The following is a 20923-nucleotide window of genomic DNA, read 5'->3' as shown; positions in this document are numbered from 1 at the left end:
TCCGCACAGCCACGGCTGACGCAGACCACGACGACGGGCGAGACAATGGACCCCATGTCACGGTTCTCGGTGGTTCCCTCCGGCGACGAGTCGCCGGAGGGAACCACCCGCCCCGTCACGCTCGAGAAGCTGCTCCGCAGATCCGCGACCGGGGACGAGACGGCCTTCGCCGAGCTGTACGACACCGTCTCCGCACGGCTCTTCGGCCTCGTGCGCCGCGTCGTGCGCGACCCCGCCCAGTCCGAGGAGGTCACCCAGGAGGTCTTCCTCGAGATCTGGCGGCACAGCGGACGGTTCGACCCGAGCAAGGGGGGCGCACTCTCCTGGATGCTCACCATCGCCCACCGCAAGGCCGTCGACCGGGTCAGGTCGGCGGAGGCGGCCCGGCACCGCGACGAGGGCTACGGCTCCAGCAACCAGGACGTGACGCACGACTCCACGTCGGAGGCCGTCGTCGAACGGCTCGATGCCGAGCGGGTCCGCCGGGCACTGGAGACCCTGACCGCGGCCCAGCGCCAGGCGCTCGAGCTGGCCTACCTCTCGGGCTACACGCATACGGAGGTGGCGACCATGCTGGACCTGCCACTCGGGACGGCCAAGACCCGCATCCGTGATGGACTCATCAGACTACGAGACACGTTGGGGGTGACACGATGAACGACGACATCCACGCTCTCTCCGGCGCCTACGCCGTCGATGCTCTCGACGACGACGAGCGGGCGCGGTTCGAACGCCACCTCGCCGGCTGCTCCGCCTGCCAGGCCGAGGTCGAGAGCCTCGTCGCGGCCGCGTCCGAGCTGTCGGTGCTCACCGAGGCCACCGCTCCGGCGTCCCTGCGTGCCCGGCTCCTCTCCGAGATCGCGACCGTTCGTCCGCTGCCGCCGCTGACGACGCCTGCGGACCAGTTCGGCGCCGCGCGTGCCGACCAGCCTGGTGACCGGCCTGGTGACCGGCCTGGTGACCGGCCTGGTGACCGGCCTGGTGACCGGCCTGGTGACCGGCCTGGTGACCGGCCTGACGACGAGGGGGCCGAGGCGGCACCCGTCGAGCGGCTTGCCGACCGACGTCGCGCGCGGGGTCTGTCTCGCGGCTGGCGCGGGCTCGTCGCGGCGGCGACCGTGGCCGTGCTGGCGATCAGCGGGTTCGTCGTGTGGCGGCAGGTGACCGACGACCCGTCCACGAGGATCGCCGACCAGGTGCTCGCCGCGGGCGACGCGACACGGACCTCCAAGACCTTCCCCGACGGGTCCACGGCCACGATCGTGCGGTCGGGCTCGCTCCGCAAGGCCGTCATCATCACGAGCGGCATGGCGCAGGCTCCGAGCGGCAAGGTCTACCAGCTCTGGCTGCAGGACCCGACCGGGCACATGGCCTCGGCCGGCGTCATGCCCCCGGGCCCCGACCACGTCGTCGTCCTCGAGGGCGACGCGAGCAGGGCGACGGGTGCCGGGATCACGATCGAGCCCGCAGGCGGCTCGGGACAGCCGACGTCCGACCCCATCGCTCTGTTCAGCTTCGCCTGATTGCGCGTCGACGATGACGCGGCAACGCGAGTATTGCGCTGCCGCAGTTAATGCGGCACGATGGTGGCATGAACAGCAGTGAGCGCCGGCCGCCAGCACCCGAGGCCTCGAGCGAGACCGTCCGGGCGGCGATCGAGGCCGCCACGGCGGCACTCGCCAAGGCCGACCCGGCGGCGCCGAGCGCCGCACTGCCCCTGCTGCGCTCCGCCCAGGAGCACGTCACCACCGCCATCGACGAGGCCATGGCCGCCGTGCTCGTCGCCGAGGGCGGCACCATCCGCACCACTGGTGCGCTCGCCGGCCTGTCGGAGAACGCCGTCGGGCCGCGGCTCGCCCGCACCCGACTGCTCGCGGCATACGGCTCGGAGTCCGGACGCGTCACGGCAGCCGGCGTCGAGCGCGCCCGCTATGACCTCGAGGAGGGACGCCACCGCGTGGCGGCCGACCTGCCCGACCAGCCCAAGCCGATGCGTTTCCGCGCTCGGCGCACCACCTGAGAGGGGACCACGATGACCGACCCGAACCTCACCCACCTCTACTTCCTGCTCGACCGCAGCGGGTCGATGCAGTCCATCAAGGACGACACCGAAGGCGGCTTCGACGCCTTCATCGCGGAGCAGCGCTCGCAGCCGGGCGACTGCCGTGTCACCCTCGCCCAGTTCGACGACCAGTACGAGGAGGTCTACCGCGACCGCCCCGTCGGCGACGTGCCACCGCTCAAGCTCCAGCCACGCGGCAGCACGGCCCTGCTCGACTCGATCGGCCGCCTCGTCGGCGAGGCCGGCGAGCGGCTTGCCGCCCTGCCCGACGAGCAGCGTCCGGGAGTCGTCATCGTCGGGATCATGACCGACGGACACGAGAACGCGTCGCGCGAGCTGACGCACCCGCAGGTCAAGGCGCTGATCGAGCGGCAGACCAAGGACTACGGCTGGCAGTTCCTCTACATGGGCGCCGACCAGGACGCCATCGAGGTGGGCTCGAGCATCGGCGTGTCCGCCGCCAACTCGATGACGTACAGCCGGGGGCGGGTCGCCGCCGCCATGGCCGCGACGTCGCGCAACATCGGCCGCACTCGCTCCGCCGTCGCTGCGGGCGCCTCGATGCAGGAGGCGTCCTCGCTGATCGCGTTCGACGCCGAGCAGCGCGCCGCCGCCCAGGAGTGAGCGCCCGGGACGGGCCCGCGGGGTACGTTGTCGCCATGACGGACGACGAGCAGTTCACCGTGCCCGTCCCACCGGTGCCCACCGCGAGCCGGACCCAGGAGCTGCCGGTCGCCGAGCCGACCCGAGTCCTGCCCTTCGCTGCACCAGCCGTCCCGCCCAACCCGTATGCCGGAGGGCCGGCCTGGCCGGTCGGGCCTCCCCAGGGCGGCCCGGCTGTCGACCCGCTCATCGGCCAGATCGGGGCCGCGCTCCTCTGGGTCGTCGTCGGCTGGTGGGCCTTCCTCGTCATCCGTGTCCTCGGCCACCTCACCCGCTTCGGGCTCACCGACACGATCGTCATCCGCACCATCGACCGCGGCGCCGAGGAGACGGTCGTCGCCGCCGTCCTCTCCGTGCTCGCGGCCCTGCTGCTCCTTCTCGGGCGTGGTCGCGCGGGTCGTTCCACCTTGGGCTGGGCCTCCGCGGTGCTCGCCGTCCTCACCGTGGCGGTCGCCGTCTGGCGGCTGCTGCCATGACGCGGACCTCCTGAGCGGGGCACGCACGGTGCTCGAACCCTCGGCAGCGGCGGCAGTCGCCGACGCCTACGGCCTCCCCTCGCCGGCCCGGCTCACCGGGCCGGTCGCGCGGGGCCAGCTCGGTCAGGTGTGGCGGCTCGACACAGCGCACGGCAGCTACGCCGTCAAGGAATGGTTCGCGGCGCCCGACCTCGCCGACGCCTCGCGCGACGCCGAGCTCGTCGAGGCCGCCCGCAGCCACGGGGTGCTCACCCCCGAGATCGTGCGCACGCCGCGCGGCGCGGTCGCCACGACCGTCGACGGCACGGCGGTCCGCGTGTTCGGCTGGGTCGACCTCCGGGCGCGGTCGCGCCGCCTCGACCCGGCGCAGGTCGGTCGCACCGTGGCCGGACTGCATCGCGCCGGCCCCCGCAGCGTCGACGGCGTCGACAACTGGTTCGCGACGGGTTTCGGCGAGCAGAGCTGGCGCGAGCTGTTCCGTCGCGTCACCGATGAAGGCGCGCCCTTCGCCGGCCAGCTCGGGGCGCTCGTCGACGAGCTCGTCGCCGTCGAGTCGGTCATCGAGCCGCACGAGGCGCCGATCGCCTGCCACCGCGACCTGTGGGCCGACAACGTCCTCGCGACAGCGGACGGACGCGTCTGTGTGATCGACTTCGAGAACATGGGCCCTGCCGACCCGAGCCAGGAGCTCGCGATGGTGCTCTTCGAGTTCGGCAACGACGACCCCTCCCGTGCGCGACGCCTCCACACGGCCTACCGCGAGGCCGGCGGCCCGGGTCGCGTCACCAGGAGGGGACACTTCACGATGCTCGTGGCCGAGCAGGCGCACATCGGTCAGCTCGCCTGCTCGCGCTGGGTCGGCACGCCCGCGGGGTCGGAGCGCGAGCGGCTCGCGGCGTGGTTCCTCGAGATCCCGGAGGACCCCGTCACCCTGGCCCGGATCGACCGGATCCTCGCCGCGGTCGCCTGACCAGGGCCGTCCGACCCCGCCACCGCGGGCCTACGCTGGCGCGGTGACGAGTCTCGGACGCCTGCTGCTGGCCCAGGTCCGCGCCATCGGCTCACGCAACGCGTGCCTGCCCGCTCGCGAGGTGCCCGGCGGTCCGTGGACCGTGCTCGGGCAGCGCACCTACCGCACCGGCGCGAGCGGCAGCACGAGCGAGGTCGTCGAACGCGCCCGGGCCGTGCATTCGGTGACGAGCCTGCGCGCCTACCGGGACGCCGGGCGGGCAGACCTGTTCGTGCAGGTCGTCGAGTTCGCCTCGGCCGGCGACGCGCGGGTGGCGGTGGACGAGCTGCGCGCACTGCCGCGCTCGGTGCCTCACGCCAAGGGCGTGTCCGACGTGGGACCACTGCGAACGGCGTCGCGTCCCGAGGTGGCGGGCGCCGACCGGACCGAGGCCGCGGAGCAGGCCTTCGTCCTCGACGGCGAGCACGCCCGCACGCTCACCCTGTGGTGCACGATGGGCCCGTTCGTCGTGGTGGCCGGTCTCGGCGGCCGCGCCGAGGTGGTGCGCTGGTCGCAGCTGTCGGGGATCGTCGAGGCGCAGCTCGCGGCGCTCAGCCGCGACCGAGCAGCCGGCTGAGGAAGCCTCCGCTCGCAGGCTTCTCGGACGTCTCGTGCCCCTCACATCGCTGGTCGGCGGGCACGTGGCGCATCACGTCGTCGACGTGCTGGCCGCAGCCCGCCCATGTCGTCCTGCCGCACGTCCGGCAGGTCACGGCTCGGCACATCGTCGGTCTCCTCCAGCGGTCGTGGCACATCCCCGGGGATGTCCGGCGACCGTCACGCTAACCGGCGGAGGAGACACGGCGCCAGTCGGGGGACAGCCGCACGACGTCGCCCACGACGACGACGGCCGGCGCCTCGACCGCTGCCGCAGTGGCCAGCCGGGCGATGGTCGCGACCGTCCCGACCGTCGTGCGCTGCGTCGGCATGAAGCCCCGCTCGACGATCGCAACCGGGCAGTCGGCCGAGCGGCCATGGGCCACAAGCAGGTCCATGGTCCGGCTCAGGCGGCTGACGCCCATGAGCAGGATGAGCGTGTGGTCACCGCCCGTGGGCAGCACCGGGATGTCGTCGTGCCCGGTGACGACCGTGAAGCCGCGCGCGACCCCGCGGTGGGTCACCGGGATGCCGGCCGCCGCAGGCACCGAGACGGCACTCGTGACGCCGGGCACGACCTCCACGGGTATGCCGTGCGCCTCGCAGGCCTCGCGCTCCTCGCCCCCGCGGCCGAGGACGTAGGGGTCACCGCCCTTGAGTCGCACGACGCCGACGCCGCGCTGGGCCTCCTCGACGAGGATGTCGTTGATCCGCGACTGGGGCACCGGGTGGCGACCGGGCGTCTTGCCGACATCGATGACGCGAACGGACGCGGGCAGCCGGTCGACGACGGCGCGCGGAGCGAGCCCGTCGACGACGACGACGTCGGCCGACGCGAGCAGCTCGTGCCCTCGGGTCGTCAGCAGCCCGTCAGCACCGGGCCCGCCACCGACGAGCGCGACCCAGCCAGGGCGACCGTGGGTCCGGGTGCGGCGCAGGTCGAGGGCGCCCGAGACGATCGCCCGCTCCACGCCGTCGCGGACGGTCACGGCGAGGCCGGGGTCCCCGGCGGCATACGCCGAGACGGTGACGCGGCCGTCCGGGGTGGACACGTCGGCACGTGCGGCCACGCTCGCGCTGGTGCCCGCGGCATCGGTCGCGTCGACGCACCAGATCCGCAGGGTCTCGGCGTCGGCCGCGACCTCACGGTCGACGGACGGCTCACCGGTCGCGGTGTGCGCGAACCAGGCGCCGTCGAGGTCCGCCGGGCCGGCGTAGTCGCGCTCGAGCCACTCGACGCGGTCGTCCGCCAGGAGGTCGCGCAGGTCCTCGCAGACCCAGGGCGCGACGACGCGCACGACCGCACCCTCGTCGAGGAAGGCCCGCACCCGGCGCGCCGAGACGGGGCCGCCGCCGACGGCCACGACGAGGCGGCCGGTCAGGTCGAGGACGACCGGCAGGGCGGGCTTCAGATGTCCCATTCCTCGTCACCCTCGGGCCGGGTCGGCGCCGGCGCCGAGCTCGGCAGGGTCGCGCCGACCATGCCCGCAGCGACGGTGCGACCGTCGTGGGCGTCGATGAGCAGGAACGAGCCGCCACGGCGCGAGACGGAGTAGTTCTCGACCGGCACGGGGCCGGCGAGGCGCAGCGTGACCAGGCCGATGTCGTTGAGCGACAGCGCCTCTGACGGGACGGTGTGCAGGTCGTCCAGGTCGAGCGCGCCGTCGAGCGAACGAACCGCGGTCTGGACCGTGCGTGACCCGTGCTTGAGGAGCAGGCGCTGGCCGGGCCGCAGCGGCGCGTCGCCGAGCCAGCACACGACGGCCTTGATGTCCTGGGTGGGCTCGGGGGCGTCGGACGCCGACGCGATGACGTCGCCCCGCGAGATGTCGATCTCGTCGGCGAGGCGCAGCGTCACCGACTGCGGCGCGAAGGCCTCCTCGAGCGTGCGCTCGCCGAGGTCGATGCCCACGACGGTGGTGCGGCGGCCGGACGGCAGGGCCACGACCTCGTCACCGACGCGCACGACGCCCGAGGCGACCTGGCCGGCGTACCCGCGGTAGTCGCGGTAGGCCTCGTCGCGCGCCGCGCCCTGCGGGCGGATGACGAGCTGCACCGGCAGGCGGAAGGACTCGTTGGCCGGGTCGTCGGACGGGGGCAGCGCCTCGAGCAGCTCGAGCAGGCTCGGGCCGGTGTACCACGGGGTGCGCGCGGACCGCCCGGCGATGTTGTCGCCGTCGAGCGCGCTGACCGGGATCGCGATGGCGTCCTCGAGCCCGAGGTCGCGGGCCACGGCCTGCACCTCCGCGTTGACACGGTCGTAGACCTCCTGCGAGAAGTCGACGAGGTCGATCTTGTTGACGGCGACGACGACGTGCGGCACCCGGAGCAGCGCGGTCACCGCGAGGTGACGGCGGGTCTGCTCGAGGACGCCCTTGCGGGCGTCGACGAGGAGCACGACGACGTCGGCCGTGGAGGACCCGGTGACCGTGTTGCGGGTGTACTGCACGTGGCCGGGGCAGTCGGCGAGGACGAATGAGCGGTTGGCCGTGGCGAAGTAGCGGTAGGCGACGTCGATCGTGATGCCCTGCTCGCGCTCGGCGCGCAGGCCGTCGGTGAGCAGCGCCAGGTCGGCGGCCGTCAGGCCACGGTCGCGGCTGACCCGCTCGACGGCTGCGAGCTGGTCGGACAGCACGGACTTCGTGTCGTGGAGCAGCCGGCCGACGAGGGTCGACTTGCCGTCGTCGACCGAGCCGGCGGTCGCGAGCCGCAGCAGCGTGCCACGGGCGGCACCGGCGACGGCGGCAGGGTCGAGGACGGGTGCCGTGGTCTGTGTGGGGCTGGACATCAGAAGTAGCCCTCCTTCTTGCGGTCCTCCATGGCAGCCTCGGAGATCCGGTCGTCGGCGCGGGTGGCGCCGCGCTCGGTCAGGGTCGAGGCGGCCACCTCGAGGACGATGTCGGCGTTCGTGCGGGCGGGCGACTCGACGGCCCCGGTGCACGACATGTCACCGACCGTGCGGTAGCGCACGAGGCGCGTCTGGACCGGCTCGTCGTCGCGCGGCTGGCTGTACGGGCCGACCGCGAGCCACATGCCGTCGCGGTGGAACACCTCGCGCTCGTGGGCGTAGTACAGCGGCGCCAGCGGGATGTCCTCCCGCTCGATGTAGCGCCAGATGTCGACCTCGGTCCAGTTGCTGATCGGGAAGACGCGCACGTGCTCGCCCGGGCGGTGCCGCGGGTTGAAGAGGTTCCACAGCTCGGGCCGCTGGTTCTTCGGGTCCCACTGGCCGAACTCGTCACGCAGGGAGACGATGCGCTCCTTGGCGCGGGCCTTCTCCTCGTCGCGGCGGCCGCCACCGAAGACGCCGTCGAAACGGTTGTCGTTGATGGCATCGAGCAGCGGCAGCGTCTGCAGCGGGTTGCGCGTGCCGTCGGCGCGCTCACGCAGCCGTCCGTCGTCGATGTAGTCCTGCACGCTCGCGACGACGAGCCGCAGGCCCAGCCGCTCGACGGTCTCGTCGCGGTAGGCGAGCACCTCGGGGAAGTTGTGGCCCGTGTCGACGTGCAGCACCGGGAACGGGATCGGCGCCGGCCAGAAGGCCTTGGCCGCGAGGTGCAGCATGACGACGGAGTCCTTGCCTCCGCTGAAGAGCAGGGCGGGGCGCTCGAGCTCGCCCGCCATCTCACGGATGACGAGGATCGCCTCCGCCTCGAGCGCGTCGAGGTGGGTCAGGCGCCGGTCGTCGGCGGATGCCGCCGCGGCCGCGTCAGCAGTCGGCACCGTGGGCACGGTGAGGTCCTTCGTCGTCGCCGTCATGTGTGGAGTCCGCACTCGGTCTTGGAGAAGCCGGCCCAGCGGCCGGCGCGGGGGTCCTCACCGGGCTCGACCCGGCGGGTGCACGGCTCGCAGCCGATCGACGGGTAGCCGTCGGAGAGAAGGGAGTTGACCTCGACCTGGTGCTCCTCGGCATACGCCAGGAGCTCGTCGAAGGTCCACGCCGCGAGCGGGTTGATCTTGATGAGGCCGTTCTTGTCGTCCCACGACACGAGCGGCGTGTCCGTCCGGGTCGGGGACTCCTCGCGGCGGACACCGGTCACCCAGGCCTCGTAGAGCGGCAGCGTGCGCGCGAGCGGCTCGACCTTGCGCATCTGGCAGCACAGGGCCGGGTCGCGCTCGTAGAGGCGGGCGCCGTACTTCTCGTCCTGCTCGGCGACGGTCAGCTCGGGCATGACGTTGACGAGGGTGATGGGCAGGTCCTCGGCGACGATGTCGCGCGTCACGATCGTGTCGGAGAAGTGGTAGCCGGTGTCGAGGAAGAGCACGTCGACGCCGGGCGAGAACCGCGAGACGACGTGCGGCAGCACGGCATCGGCCATCGAGCAGGCCACCGCGAGGGTGCCGTCGAAGTGGAACGCGGCCCACGCGGCCACCTCGTCGGCGGTCGGCTCGTTGTCGGGGTCGGCGCCCAGCGTCGCGTTGAAGTCGTCGACGAGGGCCTTGAGCTCCTCGGTGCTGCGACGGCGACGCGGCACCTTCGGCATCGCGAGATCCACGGTGGTCATACCAGCGCTCCTTCGTCGGCTCGGGCGGTCCACTGGGAGAACGTCTCGCCCCCCTCGCGCTCGTCGAGGAAGCGGCGCACGACGCGCTCGACGTAGTCGGGCAGGTCGTCGGCGGTCACCTTGAGACCGCGGACGGTGCGGCCGAGGCCGGCCTCGTCGCGGTCGACGGAGGCGAGGCCGCCGCCGAGGTGCACCTGGAAGCCCGGCACCTGCTCTCCGTCGATCGTGACGAGCTGCCCCTTGAGGCCGATGTCGGCGACCTGGATGCGGGCGCACGAGTTGGGGCAGCCGTTGACGTTGAGGCTGATCGGGGTGTCGAGCTGCGGCGCGACGTCGGCAAGGCGCTGCTCGAGCGTCGCGATGGTGGTGGCGGCCGTCGCCTTCGTCTCGACGATGGCGAGCTTGCAGTACTCGATGCCGGTGCAGGCCATCGTGTGCCGCCGGAACGGGCTCGGCGTCGTCGTCAGACCGAGCTTCTCGAGGCGACTGACGACCCCGCGGACGCGGCGCCCTGGCACGTCGAGCAGGACGAGCTTCTGGTGCGGGGTCAGGCGCAGCCGGTCGGAGCCGACCGACTCCATGATGTCGGCGAGGCCGGCGAGCACGTCACCGCTGATGCGGCCGACGGTCGGGGCGGCACCGACGTAACGCAGGCCGTCCTTCTGCAGGTGGACGCCCACGTGGTCGCCCGGCCCGGTCGCCGGCGCGGGAGCCGGGCCGTCGGGCAGGGCCCGCTCGAGGTACTCGTCCTGGAGCACCTGACGGAACTTCTCCGGACCCCACTCGGCGAGGAGGAACTTGAGCCGGGCCTTGTTGCGCAGCCGGCGGTAGCCGTAGTCACGGAAGATCCGGATGACGCCGTGCCAGACCTCGGCCGCCTCCTCGGGCCGCACGAAGACGCCGACCCGCTCGGCGAGGCGCGGGCTCGTCGAGAGGCCACCGCCGACCCAGAGGTCGTAGCCGGCACCGAGCTCGGGGTGGACGACCCCCACGAGCGAGATGTCGTTGATCTCGTGCACGACGTCGAGGCTCGGGTGGCCGGTGATCGCCGACTTGAACTTGCGCGGGAGGTTCGCGAGCTCGGGGTCACCGATGTAGCGGTCGAGGATCTCGTCCATGACCGGCGTCGGGTCGATGATCTCGTCCTCGGCGATGCCGGCGAGCGGGCTGCCGAGGATGACGCGGGGGGTGTCACCGCACGCCTCGGTCGTCTGCAGGCCGACGGCCTCGAGGCGCCGCCAGATCTCGGGCACGTCCTCGACGCGGATCCAGTGGTACTGGATGTTCTGCCGGTCGCTGATGTCGGCGGTGCCGCGCGCGAACTCCTGGCTGATCTCGGCGAGGGTGCGCAGCTGGGCGAGGGTGAGCGCGCCGCCGTCGAGGCGGACGCGGAGCATGAAGTACTCGTCGGACAGCTCGGTGTCGTCGAGCTGGGCCGTGCGGCCGCCGTCGATGCCGGGCTTGCGCTGCGTGTAGAGGCCCCACCAGCGGAACCGGCCGCTGAGGTCCTGCGGCGGGATGGAGGCGAAGCCCTCCTTGGAGTAGATCTGCTCGATCCGCTCCCGGACGTTGAGGCCGCCGTCCTCCTGCTTCCACGTCTCGTTGGCGTTGAGGGGCTCGGTGCCGTCGACCTTCCACTGCCCGTTGGAGCGGCCGGCGCGCGGCGGGCGGGTCGCCGGGCGGGCGGGCCCGGACGCGATGTCAGTGACGGTCATGTAATAGAATGTATAACCAGCCATTATCTGCGCCCAATGGGGTCCAGATTCCGGCCCTTTCCCACCACCCAAGTGGGAATGCCGCCCCGCCGGGTCTCGCGGGCGGCGTCCTCAGCCCTGCGGCGGTGGTCCCGGGCGAGCCCGGATGAGGAAGGGTCCCATGAACCGGGGCGACTGTGAACCGCGTGACCACGGCGGCCGCCCCCGGCGGCGGTTCACCACGTCCGATTCGCACGTCCGACTCGCACGTCCGACTCAGGGGCCGGCCTGCTCTCCTGACGTGACCGCCTCGACGAGTCCGAGGACCGTGCGTACGTAGCGGTCGGAGTGGTTGTACGAGCGCACCGCGGCGCGCAGGTCGTCGGTCCGGGACAGGTCGCGGCCACCGGCGCACAGGTAACGGGCGGCCGCGAGCGTCGCGTCCTCGACGTTCTGCGGGTCGGCGACGCCGTCCCCGTTGCCGTCGGCGCCCCACAGCCGCCACGTCCCCGGGATGAACTGCATCGGCCCGACGGCCCGATCCCAGACGGGGTCGCCGTCGTAGCGCCCGCCGTCGCTGTCGCGGATGGCCGCGAAGGACCCGCCCGAGAGGGCCGGGCCGCGCACGGGCGGGACGACGTCGTGCCGGGCGTCGAGCGAGCGTCCGCGCAGCGATGACGACTCCACCTCACCGATCGCGGCGAGGAGCATCACGGGTATGCGGCAGCCCTTCGCCTCGCTGGCCGCCGCGGACTCGTAGGCCGCCCAGAGGATCTCCTCCTTCGTGCGGGCGGCGCGGCGGCCGGTCGACCCTGGACGCGGGGCGACGGCGGTCGGGGTGCGCAGGTCGGCCGGTGGCGTCCAGTTGCGGGGGCTGGTGCTCGAGCCTCCGCCGGGTTCGAGCCGGGCGACCTCCTCCGTCACCGGGACGCCCACGACGTAGGCGGCCGCGACCCTGATCCCGTCGAACAGCGGACCGACGAGCTCGGCCGCCACGGCACCGAACCCGGGACCTGAGGTCACTGGCGGGCCGGGTGCCCCGGAGGCACCCGGGCCCTGCCTGGGCGGGAACGTCAGCGCGGGCGACGGTGTCGGCGTCGGCACGGAACCGTCGTCTGCGGCGTGAGCCGGGAGGGCGGTCGTGAGGATGGCCGAGACAGTCACGAGCACGGCCACGAGCACGGCTACGAGCGCCGCGGTCGTGACTGCGGCGGCCCCTCGCTCGGTGCGACGCATGGTCCCTCGCCTCCTCCGACCATGGAACCCCAGAGGGAGGGAGCGCCGTGGCCGAACGAGGGGGCCGGTCCGATATGTGAACCGGTGAACGCCGGGCCCGTCGGGGGGACGCGAGCGGTCAGCGGGCCTTGACGGCGAGGACGTCGCAGGCCGCATCGAGGAGCACCTGCTGGCTGGTGCTGCCAGTCACGAGCTTCCCGACGGGTGAGCGACGTCGGACGCCGATGACGACGAGGTCGGCACCGAGCTCGTCGACCGCGGCGAGGATCTCGTCGGCCGCGGAGCGGCCGCTCGTCGGCTGACGGACTTCGTGCGCGATGTCGGCGTTGGCGAGCTGCAGGTCGATCGTGTCGATGTCCTCCGCCGTCGCGAAGGACGGGTCGGCGTAGTTGCCGTCGCGCCCGGTGTTGACGACGGTGAGCTGGGACCCGCGCTCCTTGGCGATCTCGATGGCGGCGTCGAGGGCTGCGATGCCCTCCTTGGTCGGGATGTAGCCGACGACGATCTTGGCGAACATGCCTCTCCTGACTGGGGTGCTGGCGTCCCGGTGGGTGCGCGTCCGGGTACGCGAGGGTTGCCCGAGTGGGGCGGGGCCGCCGGTCTCGGTCGGCGGCCCCGCCCGTCGGTGTGGACTCAGGGCTCGAGCTTCATCGCGCCGGTCATGATCGCGACACCGTCGGTCATCGAGTGCGACGACGGGGTGATGACGCCGGCCAGACCGCCCAGACGCTGGATGTGGATGCGGTCTGCGACGTCCCAGACGTGCGGCATGTTGTGCGAGATGAGGATGATGCCGAGCCCTCGGTCACGCAGCTGGCGAATCATCTCGAGCACCTGGTTGCCCTCCTTGACACCCAGCGCGGCGGTGGGCTCGTCGAGGATGACGACCTTGCCGCCGAAGGCCGCCGCGCGACTGACGGCGACCGCCTGGCGCTGGCCTCCGGAGAGGGTCTCGACCGCCTGGCCCATGTTCTGGATCGTCTGGATGCCGAGGTCCTGTACCGCCTTTCCGGCGCGTTCCTTCATGCCCTTCTTGTCGAGCATGCGGAGCACGGAGCCGAGCGGACCCGGCCGGCGCTCCTCGCGGGCGAGGTAGAGGTTGCTCGCGATGTCGAGCGCCGGGATGACAGCCAGCTGCTGGTAGACCGTCTCGATCCCGGCGTCGCGGGAGTCCTGCGGCCGCTTGAAGTGCACGACCTGGCCGTCGAGCCGCATCTCGCCGGAGTCGGGGACGAGGGCGCCGGTGAGGCACTTGATGAGGGTGGACTTGCCGGCGCCGTTGTCGCCGATGACCGCGAGCACCTCGCCCGGGTAGAGGTCGAGGTCGACGCCGTCGAGACCGACGACGCGGCCGAACGTCTTGACGAGGCCGCGCGCCGAGAGCACGGGTTCGCCCTTGTTCGCACTCGGCTCCGTCGTCGCGAAGATGCTGCCGTGGTGGTGGGTGGCCTCGTCGGTGGTGGAGATGTCTGTGGTGGAGACAGCGTCGGCGCTCATGCCTTGACCTTCCTGATCCATTGGTCGACCGAGACGGCGATGATGACGAGCACGCCGGTCGCGAGGACTCGGAACTGCTGGTCGACGCCGCCGAGCGAGAGACCGAACTGCAGCGACTGGACGATGAGCGCACCGATGAGGGTGCCGACGAGCCGGCCCCGGCCACCGAAGAGGCTCGTGCCGCCGATGACGACTGCCGTGATGCTGTTGAGGTTGGCGTCGACGATGGCGTTCGGCGTGGCGGCGCCGGAGCGGCCGATGAGCACCCACGCCGCAATGCCGTAGATGAGCCCCGCCACGGTGTACACCGTGAGGAGGACGCGCTGGGTCGCCACGCCGGAGAGGCGGGCGGCCTCGCGGTCGTCGCCCACGGCATACACGTGCCGTCCCCAGGCGGTCTGTGAGAGGGCGAAACCGACGGCGACGTACATGAGGCCGACGGCCACGACGCCCCACGTCAGGCGGAAGCCGCCGCGTGGGCCGAAGCCCTCGCCGAGCGAGTTGAGCAGGCCCGGGAGGTGGTCTGCCTGGATGCTCGAGCCGCCCGAGTAGAGCAGCGCGATCGCCGTGAAGATGCTGAGCGTGCCGAGCGTGACGATGAAGGGCGGCAGGTTCAGCCTCGTCACGAGCAGGCCGTTGAGCCAGCCGGCGACGACGGCGAGGAACAAGCCGATGAGCAGGGCCAGGAACCCGTTCATGCCGCCGTCCTGAGCCAGGCTCGCCATCACCATCATCGACAGGACGGTGATCGCGCCGACGGACAGGTCGATACCGGCCGTGAGGATGATGAGGGTCTGGCCGATGGCGAGCGCCGCGACGACAGCCGTCTGCTGCAGCATCAGCCCCATCGACGAGGGTGACGCGAACCTGGGGTTCAGCGACGTGAAGGCGATGAACGCGATGACGAGGATGAACAGCGGGCTCAGCCACGGGTATCCGTGGAGGACGTGCTGGATCCTCTGGAGCGGGCTCTGCTGCCGCCGAGCGAACTCGGCGGCAGCAGTGGACTGGGTGGCAGTCATGACTCAGTTGCCCCAGCAGATCTTGGTGGCCTCGTCCGAGCTGATGCTGTCGAGCCCCTCGACCTTCTTGTCGGTCACGAGCGCGACGCCGGTGTTGTAGAAGTCGAGGCCGGGCGAGACCTTCGGCTTCTCACCGCCGGTGGCCACCTTGGCGATGGCCTCCATCCCCAGCGTCGCCATCTTCAGCGGGTACTGCTGTGCCGTCGCGCCGATGACGCCGTCCTTGACGGACTTGACGCCAGCGCAGCCGCCGTCGACCGAGACGATGAGCGCGGTCTTGCCCTGGGCCTGCAGGGCGCCGTTGGCGCCGACGGCCGTCGGCTCGTTGATGGTGTAGACGAGGTTGATGTCGGGGTTCTTGCTGAGGCACTTCTCCATGGCCGTGCGGCCGCCGTCCTCGCCGCCGTTGCCCGCCTCGTTGCAGACGATCGTGTAGTCGCCGCCCTTGCCGCCGGTGTACTTGCCGGTCTTGTCCTCGTCGCCGTTCTTCTTGCCGTCCTTGACGTCGATGCCCATGCCCTCGAGGAAGCCCTGGTCACGGTTGTAGTCCACCGAGACGATCTTGTCGTTGAACAGGTCGAGGAGCGCGATGACGGCTGGCTTGCCGTCGAGCTGCGCCGCAGCCCACTTCCCGTCGAGCTTGCCCGCCTCGCGGTTGTCGGTGGCGAAGGTGATGTCGACGGTGTCGGCGGGGTCCGGCGGGGTGTCGAGGGCGATGACGTAGAGACCCGCATCGCGAGCCTTCTTCATCGCCGCGTTGACTCCGGTGCTCATCGGCGTGATGAGGATTCCCTTGTCACCACGGGCGATCGCGTCCTCGATGGCGGTGATCTGCCCGGCGTCGTCACCCTCCTGCTTGCCGGATGCGACGGTGAGGCTGACGTTGTTCTTGTCGGCGTCCGCCTTGGCGCCCTTCTGCATCGCCACGAAGAACGGGTTGCTCGAGTCCTTCGTGATCAGCGCGACGCCGATCTTCTCGCCGCCGGCGCCGCCGCCGGTGCTGCCCGAACCGCCGCCGTCGCCGCTGCCGCATGCCGCGGCACCGAGGAGGAGCGTCCCGGCGGCAACGGCCACGAGGGCGCGGCGTCCGGCCGCCGCGCGTCGGGAGGAGGTGGGGCTCTGCTGCATGACGTGACCTCTCTGTCTGACGTCGCCTTGTGACAACGTTGTCAGGTCCGGTTATAGGCGCCCCCTTGCCGTGACGTCAAGTGATGGGCTACAAATCGCAACGTGGATGAGACAACGATGTCATCTGATCCGGAGGCGGCCCCGCCGTCAGACGAGGTCGCCCCGCCGACCGTGGCGCGAGCGACGATGAAGGACGTCGCAGCGCTGTCGGGGGTGAGCATCAAGACCGTCTCACGCGTGGTGAACGACGAGCCCGGCGTCTCGCAGCAGGTGCGCGAGCGCGTCAACCGCGCCGCGGCCCGCCTCGACTACAGCCACAACGTCCACGCGAGCAACCTCCGGCGCACGAGCGGACGCACCGGAACGATCGCCGCCCTGTTCCAGGACATCAGCAACAGCTTCTCCGCCAGCCTGCTCCGTTCGCTCGAGGACGTCGCGCGAGGGCACTCGACCGCGGTGCTCGCGGCCAGTCTCGACGAGGAGCCCGAGCGTGAGCGCGCCCTCGTGAAGGCCTTCGTCGCCCGGCGGGTCGACGGACTGGTGCTCATGCCGGCGACGTCTCGTCAGGAGTACCTCGCGGCCGAGCTCCGAGCCGGGCTGCCGACCGTCTTCGTCGACCGCGTGCCGCACGGCGTCGACGCCGACTCCGTCACCGTCGACAACGTCCTCGGGTCCCGGCATGCCGTCGAGCACCTGCTCGCCCATGGCCACCGACGCATCGTCGTGCTGAGCGACCTCGGGGCCATCCAGACGGCCGGCGACCGCCTGCGAGGCTATCGCGACGCGATGGGCACGGCGGGGATCCCGGCCGCCGAGCAGCTCGAGGTGAGCGACCTGCGCACTCCCGAGGATGCCGAGCAGGCGGTGCGCGCGCTCTACCACCGGTCGGGTCCGGCGCCCACCGCCGTCTTCGCCGGCCGCAACGACCTGGCCGTCGGGGCGGTACGGGCCCTTCGCTCGCTCGGGCTCGCGCACCGGGTCGCTGTCGTCGGCTTCGACGACTTCCCTCTTGCCGACCTGCTCGATCCCGCCCTCACGGTCGTGCGGCAGAACGTCGCCCAGATCGGCGCCGAGGTCGGCCGGCTGCTCTTCGCGCGGATCGCCGGCGACACGGCGCCCCCGCGCCGCGTCATCATCGAGCCGACGCTGGTCCTCCGCGGGTCGGGCGAGATCTCCCCCTCCTGACCCGCACCGCGGCTCGTCTACGTCCTTGACATTGGATAGCGGAACTATCCATTATTGGACAGCCTCACTATCCAATGCTTCAAGGAGCTCTTCATGGACGCCGTCACCTGTCCGACGCCTCGCGCACGCTCGCCGGCATCCTGCTGCTCGCGCTCGTCACGGTCGAGACCGGCGGGCTCTACCTGGTGAAGGTCGTGACGGGACGCGCCGGCACGACCGCCTTCCAGGAGAAGTTCGCCCGCGCCGGCCATGCCCACGCCGGCGTGCTGCTGCTGCTCGCGCTCATCTGCCAGCTCCTCGTCGACCACAGTGGCTTGACCGGTGGTTGGGAGTGGCTGGCGCGCTCCGGCGTCGCGGCGTCGGCCCTGCTCATGCCGGGCGGCTTCTTCTTCTCCTCGATGGGCGCCGGCCGGGACCGCCCGAACCGGCTCATCGGCCTCGTGTTCGGGGGCGCCGTTCTCCTCGCGATCTCCCTGACGACGCTCGGGATCGGCCTCGTCACCGCCTGACGAGGACGCGCTCCACGCGGTCGGCACCGGCGGCTGCACCGCCCGCAGCGGCGTACCCCGAGGCGACCCGCCGCGCACCCTCTGCGCGCGTCGCGGCCTCCCGGACGGCGTCGCGCAGCGTCTCGGCCGTGAGACGTCGCGGGGTGAGCTTGGTGCCGGCGCCCGCGTGGACGACCCGGGCCGCGACCTCGAGCTGGTCGCGCCCGAAGGGAACGACGCACACAGGTATGCCGCGCGCCAGGGCCTTCTGGGTCGCGCCCATGCCGCCATGGGTGACGGCGACGACAGCCCGGTCGAGGACGGTGCCGTGAGGGACGAACTCGACGACACGGACGTTGGCGGGCAGGTCGTCAGGGGCGCTGACGCCGGCCGGCATCGTCGCGACGACCGTCCAGGGCTCGCCCGCGAGGCCCTCGACCGCGGCCCGGACCAGGGCCTCGTCGGCCTGGTACTCCGACGACGTCGTCACGAGCGCGACCGGACCCTCGATCTCGTCGAGCCAGTCGGGCACCTCAGCCGGTGGCTCCCACGGGAGCGCGCCGATCATCGTCACGCCGTCACCCCAGTCGTCGTGGCGGTACTCGAACGGCTCGGCGGTCGTGACGAGCAGGGCGTCCGCGCGCCGGAAGAAGGCGTCGGCGGTGTCGATGGGGGCCAGGCCACGGGGAGCACGCAGCGCGTTGATCCGCGGCACCATCGCCTTCTCCGCTGCGCCCAGGACGAGCGGCCGCAGGAGGGCGTCACGCAGCCGGCCGAGAGGCCCTGCCATCGGCATCAGGCCGGGACCGAACGGCGGGGTGCCGCGTGACCGGAGCGGTGGCGTGTACGGGCTGAAGAAGATCCAGGGCCCGCCCCACGCCTCCGCCACCAGCGAGGCACCCCAGGCGTTGATGTCGACGATGACGACGTCGGGGTGCACCTGCCCGATGGCGCGCTCGAGGTCGGGAGCCTCGAGGGCCGCACGTTCGCAGAAGGTGCGCACCGTCAGCTCGAGGGCCTGCCTGGGGCCTCTGGCCTCCCAGTCCGCGTGGACGATCTTCCCGATGGCAGGGTCGAGCGGCTCAGCGGACAGGCCGAGGGAGCGCAGGAGGTCGACGTGCGAACCGAGGGTGCGCACGTGGACGTCGTGGCCGCGGTCACGCAGCTCGAGCAGCAGCGGCGTCATCGGGAACAGGTGACCGAGGGCTGGAGAGGTGTAGGCGAGAACGGTGGACATGGGGCCCCTCCCGGGCATGGGCGTGACGCGTGCGGCGTCAGCGCTCGGTGGTGAACGGCTCGAGCAGCTCGAGCAGCGCGGTGGTGAGCTGGCGCCTGCTGAGGCCGGCGTCGCGGCGCAGCAGCTTCCAGGTGTAGACGTCGCACACGGCGACGAACTGGGCAAGTCGGCGGTCGTGCTCGACCCCCGTCAGCCCCGACAGCTGGGGCGCGAAGACGTGCGCGCACCACTCACGGTGCAGGGCCCGAGCCCTCGCCGTGATGTCCCCGATGGTGGGCGACGACTCCTCCTCGGCGAGCAGCCGCAGCGCCACGTCGCCGGTCGTCTCGTAGTGCTCGACGACGTTGTCGACGATGCCCGGCAGGTCGCCGATGGGCGCGGTCATGCGCTGTGCACGCACGGCGTCAGTGCCCCGCGCTGCGGCGGCCGCGACCAGGCCCTCCTTGTCGCCGAAGCGGCGGATCACCGTCTGGACCGTGACCCCGGCACGGGCAGCGACGGAGGCGAGGGTGAGCTGGGGGTACGGCACCTCGAGGAACAGCGCTGCCGTCGCGTCGAGGATGCGCTCGCCCGTCTCGGCCGTGGACCGCGCACGCTCGCGCATGACGTAGCCACGACCGCCTTGGCCTCCCTCGCTTTTCATGTTAACGAGGTTAACTCCAATATGTTGGACGTGTCTACCGCAACCTCGAGTAGAACTCCGGGAGCCGCCGGCCGTATGCCGCAAGCAGCTCCCGCGCGACCGTGACCGAGTCGACGAGCGGGTGGAGCGCAAACGCCTGCACCGCAAGCGATCTCGACTGCTCGACCGCCGCCCTGATCACGAGCTCGTCGACCGCCTTGACCTGCTGCGCCAGCCCGAGCGCATGACCGGGCAGCGGACCGACCGCGACCGGCACCGGGCCCGACGCATCGACCCGGCACGGCACCTCGACGACGGCGTCGTCGGGGAGGCAGGCCACGGTGCCGCGGTTGCGCACGTTGAGGATCAGGCGTGCCGGCTCGTCGCGCGCGATCGCGGCCATGAGGGCGAGCGCGACTCCCTCGTAGCCGCCGCCCTCGACGTCGGCCTCGGACCGCTCGTGCGACTCGCCGTCGTCGGCCTCGCGCGTCTCCTGCATGTACGTCGCGTTGCGCTCGCGGCGCACGGCATCCCACCGGTCCCACGCCTCACCGGGGTGTCTGGCGACGGCGGGGTAGAAGTCGGCCTGCTGGGCGACGAGGTACTCGCCACGGGTCTGCGGCGCACCGGCGATCTGGGCGATCGCGTCACGCGTGAAGTAGTAGTAGTACAGGTACTCGTTGGGCAGTGCACCGAGCGACCGGAGCCAGTCCGTGCCGAAGAGGTGGCCCTCCTCGATGCCCGCGAGCGCGGCGTCGTCGGTGAGCAGGTCGGGCAGCAGGTCACGGCCCTCCAGCCGCAGGCCCGTGAGCCAGCCGAGGTGGTTGAGCCCGGCGTAGTCGATGTCGAGGTCGCCGAGGTCATGGCCCAGGGCGGCGGCCGCGCGCTTGGCGAGCCCGAGTGGCGAGTCGCAGATGCCGACGACCCGGTCGCCGAGCACCGACTGCATCGCCTGGGTCACCAGGCCGGCCGGGTTGGTGAAGTTGATGACCCACGCGTCGGGCGCGAGGTGCTGGACCCGACGCGCGACGTCGAGCGCGACGGGCACGGTGCGCAGGCCGTAGCCGACCCCACCGGGGCCGGTCGTCTCCTGGCCGAGGAGCCCGAGGTCGAGGGCCAGCAGCTCGTCGACCGTCCGTCCCTCGAGACCACCGACCCGCATCGCCGAGAAGACGAAGTCGGAGCCCGTGAGTGCCATGTCGAGGTCGGTCGTCGCCGAGACCGTGGGCGGCGCGACCCCGGCGGACGCGTACTTCTCCGCCTGCTGGGCGAGCACCTGGCGCATCACGTCGAGACGGGACGGGTCGGTGTCGTGCAGGACCACCTCCGTGACCCGGCGCTCGGCCGTGTCGTGCAGCAGCGCCCCGTGCACGAGCGGCACGCGGAACCCACCGCCGCCGAGGATGACGAGCTTCATGGCAGCACCACCCCCGGACCGTACCAAGGCGGGACGAAGCGCTCACCCGACGCGCGAGCGGAGCACGGGTGACGGCATACGTCGG

At 72.0% G+C, this 20923-nt stretch carries 22 protein-coding genes; 9 read left to right on the top strand and 13 right to left on the bottom strand.

Translation table 11 applies throughout. The features are described from left to right. Positions 1 to 45: 45 nt before the first annotated feature. From sigK to ACFQU3_RS13045, 7 genes are all read left to right on the top strand, one after another. The gene (gene sigK / locus ACFQU3_RS13075) at positions 46 to 657 is read left to right on the top strand and encodes an ECF RNA polymerase sigma factor SigK (RefSeq protein WP_385910405.1); all 612 of its coding nucleotides are present in this window, start codon (positions 46 to 48) and stop codon (positions 655 to 657) included. Further along, a complete protein-coding gene (locus tag ACFQU3_RS13070) occupies positions 654 to 1523 on the top strand; it encodes an anti-sigma factor domain-containing protein (RefSeq protein WP_385910403.1) in 870 nt (289 codons plus the stop codon). Before sigK ends, ACFQU3_RS13070 begins: the two co-directional genes overlap by 4 nt. A 68-nt stretch (positions 1524 to 1591) precedes the next feature. Then, positions 1592 to 2020 carry a hypothetical protein gene (locus ACFQU3_RS13065; RefSeq protein WP_385910401.1) on the top strand — a complete coding sequence of 143 codons (429 nt, stop codon included), beginning with the start codon at positions 1592 to 1594 and terminating at the stop codon, positions 2018 to 2020. A 12-nt stretch (positions 2021 to 2032) separates the two neighbouring features. After that, positions 2033 to 2686 (top strand): VWA domain-containing protein, encoded by a 654-nt coding sequence (locus ACFQU3_RS13060; RefSeq protein ID WP_385910399.1) that lies wholly within the window; start codon positions 2033 to 2035, stop codon positions 2684 to 2686. A 35-nt stretch (positions 2687 to 2721) separates the two neighbouring features. After that, positions 2722 to 3201: a hypothetical protein gene (locus ACFQU3_RS13055; RefSeq protein WP_385910397.1), complete on the top strand. Its 480-nt coding sequence runs from the start codon at positions 2722 to 2724 to the stop codon at positions 3199 to 3201. A 28-nt stretch (positions 3202 to 3229) separates the two neighbouring features. Next, a complete protein-coding gene (locus tag ACFQU3_RS13050) occupies positions 3230 to 4171 on the top strand; it encodes a phosphotransferase enzyme family protein (RefSeq protein ID WP_385910395.1) in 942 nt (313 codons plus the stop codon). A 43-nt stretch (positions 4172 to 4214) separates the two neighbouring features. Further along, positions 4215 to 4787 carry a hypothetical protein gene (locus ACFQU3_RS13045; protein ID WP_385910393.1) on the top strand — a complete coding sequence of 191 codons (573 nt, stop codon included), beginning with the start codon at positions 4215 to 4217 and terminating at the stop codon, positions 4785 to 4787. A 205-nt stretch (positions 4788 to 4992) separates the two neighbouring features. Here the strand turns inward: ACFQU3_RS13045 and cobA are convergent, their stop codons facing one another. The 10 genes from cobA to ACFQU3_RS12995 all read right to left on the bottom strand — a co-directional run bounded on the left by cobA (position 4993) and on the right by ACFQU3_RS12995 (position 15889). Then, a complete protein-coding gene (gene cobA, locus ACFQU3_RS13040) occupies positions 4993 to 6228 on the bottom strand; it encodes a uroporphyrinogen-III C-methyltransferase (RefSeq protein WP_385910391.1) in 1236 nt (411 codons plus the stop codon). After that, entirely contained in the window at positions 6216 to 7595 is a 1380-nt protein-coding gene (locus ACFQU3_RS13035; protein WP_385910389.1) for a sulfate adenylyltransferase subunit 1, read from the bottom strand. The genes cobA and ACFQU3_RS13035 overlap by 13 nt, the downstream gene beginning before the upstream one ends. Next, positions 7595 to 8566, bottom strand: coding sequence for a sulfate adenylyltransferase subunit CysD (gene cysD, locus ACFQU3_RS13030; RefSeq protein ID WP_385910387.1), 972 nt, complete (start codon positions 8564 to 8566; stop codon positions 7595 to 7597). The genes ACFQU3_RS13035 and cysD overlap by 1 nt, the downstream gene beginning before the upstream one ends. Next, positions 8563 to 9312, bottom strand: a complete 750-nt coding sequence (locus ACFQU3_RS13025) for a phosphoadenylyl-sulfate reductase (RefSeq protein WP_385910385.1) — start codon at positions 9310 to 9312, stop codon at positions 8563 to 8565. The genes cysD and ACFQU3_RS13025 overlap by 4 nt, the downstream gene beginning before the upstream one ends. Further along, the gene (locus ACFQU3_RS13020; RefSeq protein WP_385910383.1) at positions 9309 to 11027 is read right to left on the bottom strand and encodes a nitrite/sulfite reductase; all 1719 of its coding nucleotides are present in this window, start codon (positions 11025 to 11027) and stop codon (positions 9309 to 9311) included. The genes ACFQU3_RS13025 and ACFQU3_RS13020 overlap by 4 nt, the downstream gene beginning before the upstream one ends. Before the next feature lie 255 nt (positions 11028 to 11282). Then, the gene (locus ACFQU3_RS13015; RefSeq protein ID WP_385910382.1) at positions 11283 to 12242 is read right to left on the bottom strand and encodes a lytic transglycosylase domain-containing protein; all 960 of its coding nucleotides are present in this window, start codon (positions 12240 to 12242) and stop codon (positions 11283 to 11285) included. A gap of 118 nt (positions 12243 to 12360) precedes the next feature. Beyond that, positions 12361 to 12759 (bottom strand): universal stress protein, encoded by a 399-nt coding sequence (locus tag ACFQU3_RS13010; protein WP_385910380.1) that lies wholly within the window; start codon positions 12757 to 12759, stop codon positions 12361 to 12363. A 116-nt stretch (positions 12760 to 12875) separates the two neighbouring features. After that, complete coding sequence (locus ACFQU3_RS13005) at positions 12876 to 13739, bottom strand: ATP-binding cassette domain-containing protein (RefSeq protein ID WP_385910378.1); 864 nt, start codon at positions 13737 to 13739, stop codon at positions 12876 to 12878. Then, positions 13736 to 14761: an ABC transporter permease gene (locus ACFQU3_RS13000; RefSeq protein WP_385910376.1), complete on the bottom strand. Its 1026-nt coding sequence runs from the start codon at positions 14759 to 14761 to the stop codon at positions 13736 to 13738. The genes ACFQU3_RS13005 and ACFQU3_RS13000 overlap by 4 nt, the downstream gene beginning before the upstream one ends. 3 nt (positions 14762 to 14764) lie before the next feature. Next, a complete protein-coding gene (locus ACFQU3_RS12995; RefSeq protein WP_385910374.1) occupies positions 14765 to 15889 on the bottom strand; it encodes a substrate-binding domain-containing protein in 1125 nt (374 codons plus the stop codon). A 117-nt stretch (positions 15890 to 16006) separates the two neighbouring features. Between ACFQU3_RS12995 and ACFQU3_RS12990 the strand changes: the two genes are divergently transcribed. After that, positions 16007 to 17074 carry a LacI family DNA-binding transcriptional regulator gene (locus ACFQU3_RS12990; RefSeq protein ID WP_385910372.1) on the top strand — a complete coding sequence of 356 codons (1068 nt, stop codon included), beginning with the start codon at positions 16007 to 16009 and terminating at the stop codon, positions 17072 to 17074. A gap of 74 nt (positions 17075 to 17148) precedes the next feature. Further along, positions 17149 to 17583, top strand: a complete 435-nt coding sequence (locus ACFQU3_RS12985) for a hypothetical protein (RefSeq protein WP_385910371.1) — start codon at positions 17149 to 17151, stop codon at positions 17581 to 17583. On the opposite strand, the gene ACFQU3_RS12980 is transcribed toward ACFQU3_RS12985, so the two are convergent. The 3 genes from ACFQU3_RS12980 to ACFQU3_RS12970 are packed head-to-tail and all read right to left on the bottom strand — an operon-like array spanning position 17573 to position 20838. Further along, positions 17573 to 18799, bottom strand: a complete 1227-nt coding sequence (locus ACFQU3_RS12980; RefSeq protein WP_385910369.1) for a glycosyltransferase — start codon at positions 18797 to 18799, stop codon at positions 17573 to 17575. The genes ACFQU3_RS12985 and ACFQU3_RS12980 overlap by 11 nt on opposite strands. A 37-nt stretch (positions 18800 to 18836) precedes the next feature. Then, positions 18837 to 19442, bottom strand: a complete 606-nt coding sequence (locus ACFQU3_RS12975) for a TetR/AcrR family transcriptional regulator (RefSeq protein WP_385910367.1) — start codon at positions 19440 to 19442, stop codon at positions 18837 to 18839. 34 nt (positions 19443 to 19476) lie between these two features. Beyond that, entirely contained in the window at positions 19477 to 20838 is a 1362-nt protein-coding gene (locus tag ACFQU3_RS12970; protein ID WP_385910365.1) for a 6-phospho-beta-glucosidase, read from the bottom strand. Positions 20839 to 20923 lie beyond the last annotated feature (85 nt).

This window comes from Terrabacter sp. GCM10028922 (assembly GCF_042666095.1).
Lineage (GTDB): Bacteria > Actinomycetota > Actinomycetes > Actinomycetales > Dermatophilaceae > Terrabacter.
This window is presented reverse-complemented; position numbering and strand designations above follow the sequence as displayed.

What these genes read in the sequence shown, in the direction of transcription:
- sigK (WP_385910405.1), top strand. Translation starts at nt 46, where the DNA reads ATGGACCCCATGTCACGGTTCTCGGTGGTTCCCTCCGGCGACGAGTCG.
- ACFQU3_RS13070 (WP_385910403.1), top strand. Translation starts at nt 654, where the DNA reads ATGAACGACGACATCCACGCTCTCTCCGGCGCCTACGCCGTCGATGCT.
- ACFQU3_RS13065 (WP_385910401.1), top strand. Translation starts at nt 1,592, where the DNA reads ATGAACAGCAGTGAGCGCCGGCCGCCAGCACCCGAGGCCTCGAGCGAG.
- ACFQU3_RS13060 (WP_385910399.1), top strand. Translation starts at nt 2,033, where the DNA reads ATGACCGACCCGAACCTCACCCACCTCTACTTCCTGCTCGACCGCAGC.
- ACFQU3_RS13055 (WP_385910397.1), top strand. Translation starts at nt 2,722, where the DNA reads ATGACGGACGACGAGCAGTTCACCGTGCCCGTCCCACCGGTGCCCACC.
- cobA (WP_385910391.1), bottom strand. Translation starts at nt 6,228, where the DNA reads ATGGGACATCTGAAGCCCGCCCTGCCGGTCGTCCTCGACCTGACCGGC.
- ACFQU3_RS13035 (WP_385910389.1), bottom strand. Translation starts at nt 7,595, where the DNA reads ATGTCCAGCCCCACACAGACCACGGCACCCGTCCTCGACCCTGCCGCC.
- cysD (WP_385910387.1), bottom strand. Translation starts at nt 8,566, where the DNA reads ATGACGGCGACGACGAAGGACCTCACCGTGCCCACGGTGCCGACTGCT.
- ACFQU3_RS13025 (WP_385910385.1), bottom strand. Translation starts at nt 9,312, where the DNA reads ATGACCACCGTGGATCTCGCGATGCCGAAGGTGCCGCGTCGCCGTCGC.
- ACFQU3_RS13020 (WP_385910383.1), bottom strand. Translation starts at nt 11,027, where the DNA reads ATGACCGTCACTGACATCGCGTCCGGGCCCGCCCGCCCGGCGACCCGC.
- ACFQU3_RS13015 (WP_385910382.1), bottom strand. Translation starts at nt 12,242, where the DNA reads ATGCGTCGCACCGAGCGAGGGGCCGCCGCAGTCACGACCGCGGCGCTC.
- ACFQU3_RS13010 (WP_385910380.1), bottom strand. Translation starts at nt 12,759, where the DNA reads ATGTTCGCCAAGATCGTCGTCGGCTACATCCCGACCAAGGAGGGCATC.
- ACFQU3_RS13005 (WP_385910378.1), bottom strand. Translation starts at nt 13,739, where the DNA reads ATGAGCGCCGACGCTGTCTCCACCACAGACATCTCCACCACCGACGAG.
- ACFQU3_RS13000 (WP_385910376.1), bottom strand. Translation starts at nt 14,761, where the DNA reads ATGACTGCCACCCAGTCCACTGCTGCCGCCGAGTTCGCTCGGCGGCAG.
- ACFQU3_RS12995 (WP_385910374.1), bottom strand. Translation starts at nt 15,889, where the DNA reads ATGCAGCAGAGCCCCACCTCCTCCCGACGCGCGGCGGCCGGACGCCGC.
- ACFQU3_RS12990 (WP_385910372.1), top strand. Translation starts at nt 16,007, where the DNA reads ATGTCATCTGATCCGGAGGCGGCCCCGCCGTCAGACGAGGTCGCCCCG.
- ACFQU3_RS12985 (WP_385910371.1), top strand. Translation starts at nt 17,149, where the DNA reads ATGCTTCAAGGAGCTCTTCATGGACGCCGTCACCTGTCCGACGCCTCG.
- ACFQU3_RS12980 (WP_385910369.1), bottom strand. Translation starts at nt 18,799, where the DNA reads ATGTCCACCGTTCTCGCCTACACCTCTCCAGCCCTCGGTCACCTGTTC.
- ACFQU3_RS12975 (WP_385910367.1), bottom strand. Translation starts at nt 19,442, where the DNA reads ATGAAAAGCGAGGGAGGCCAAGGCGGTCGTGGCTACGTCATGCGCGAG.
- ACFQU3_RS12970 (WP_385910365.1), bottom strand. Translation starts at nt 20,838, where the DNA reads ATGAAGCTCGTCATCCTCGGCGGCGGTGGGTTCCGCGTGCCGCTCGTG.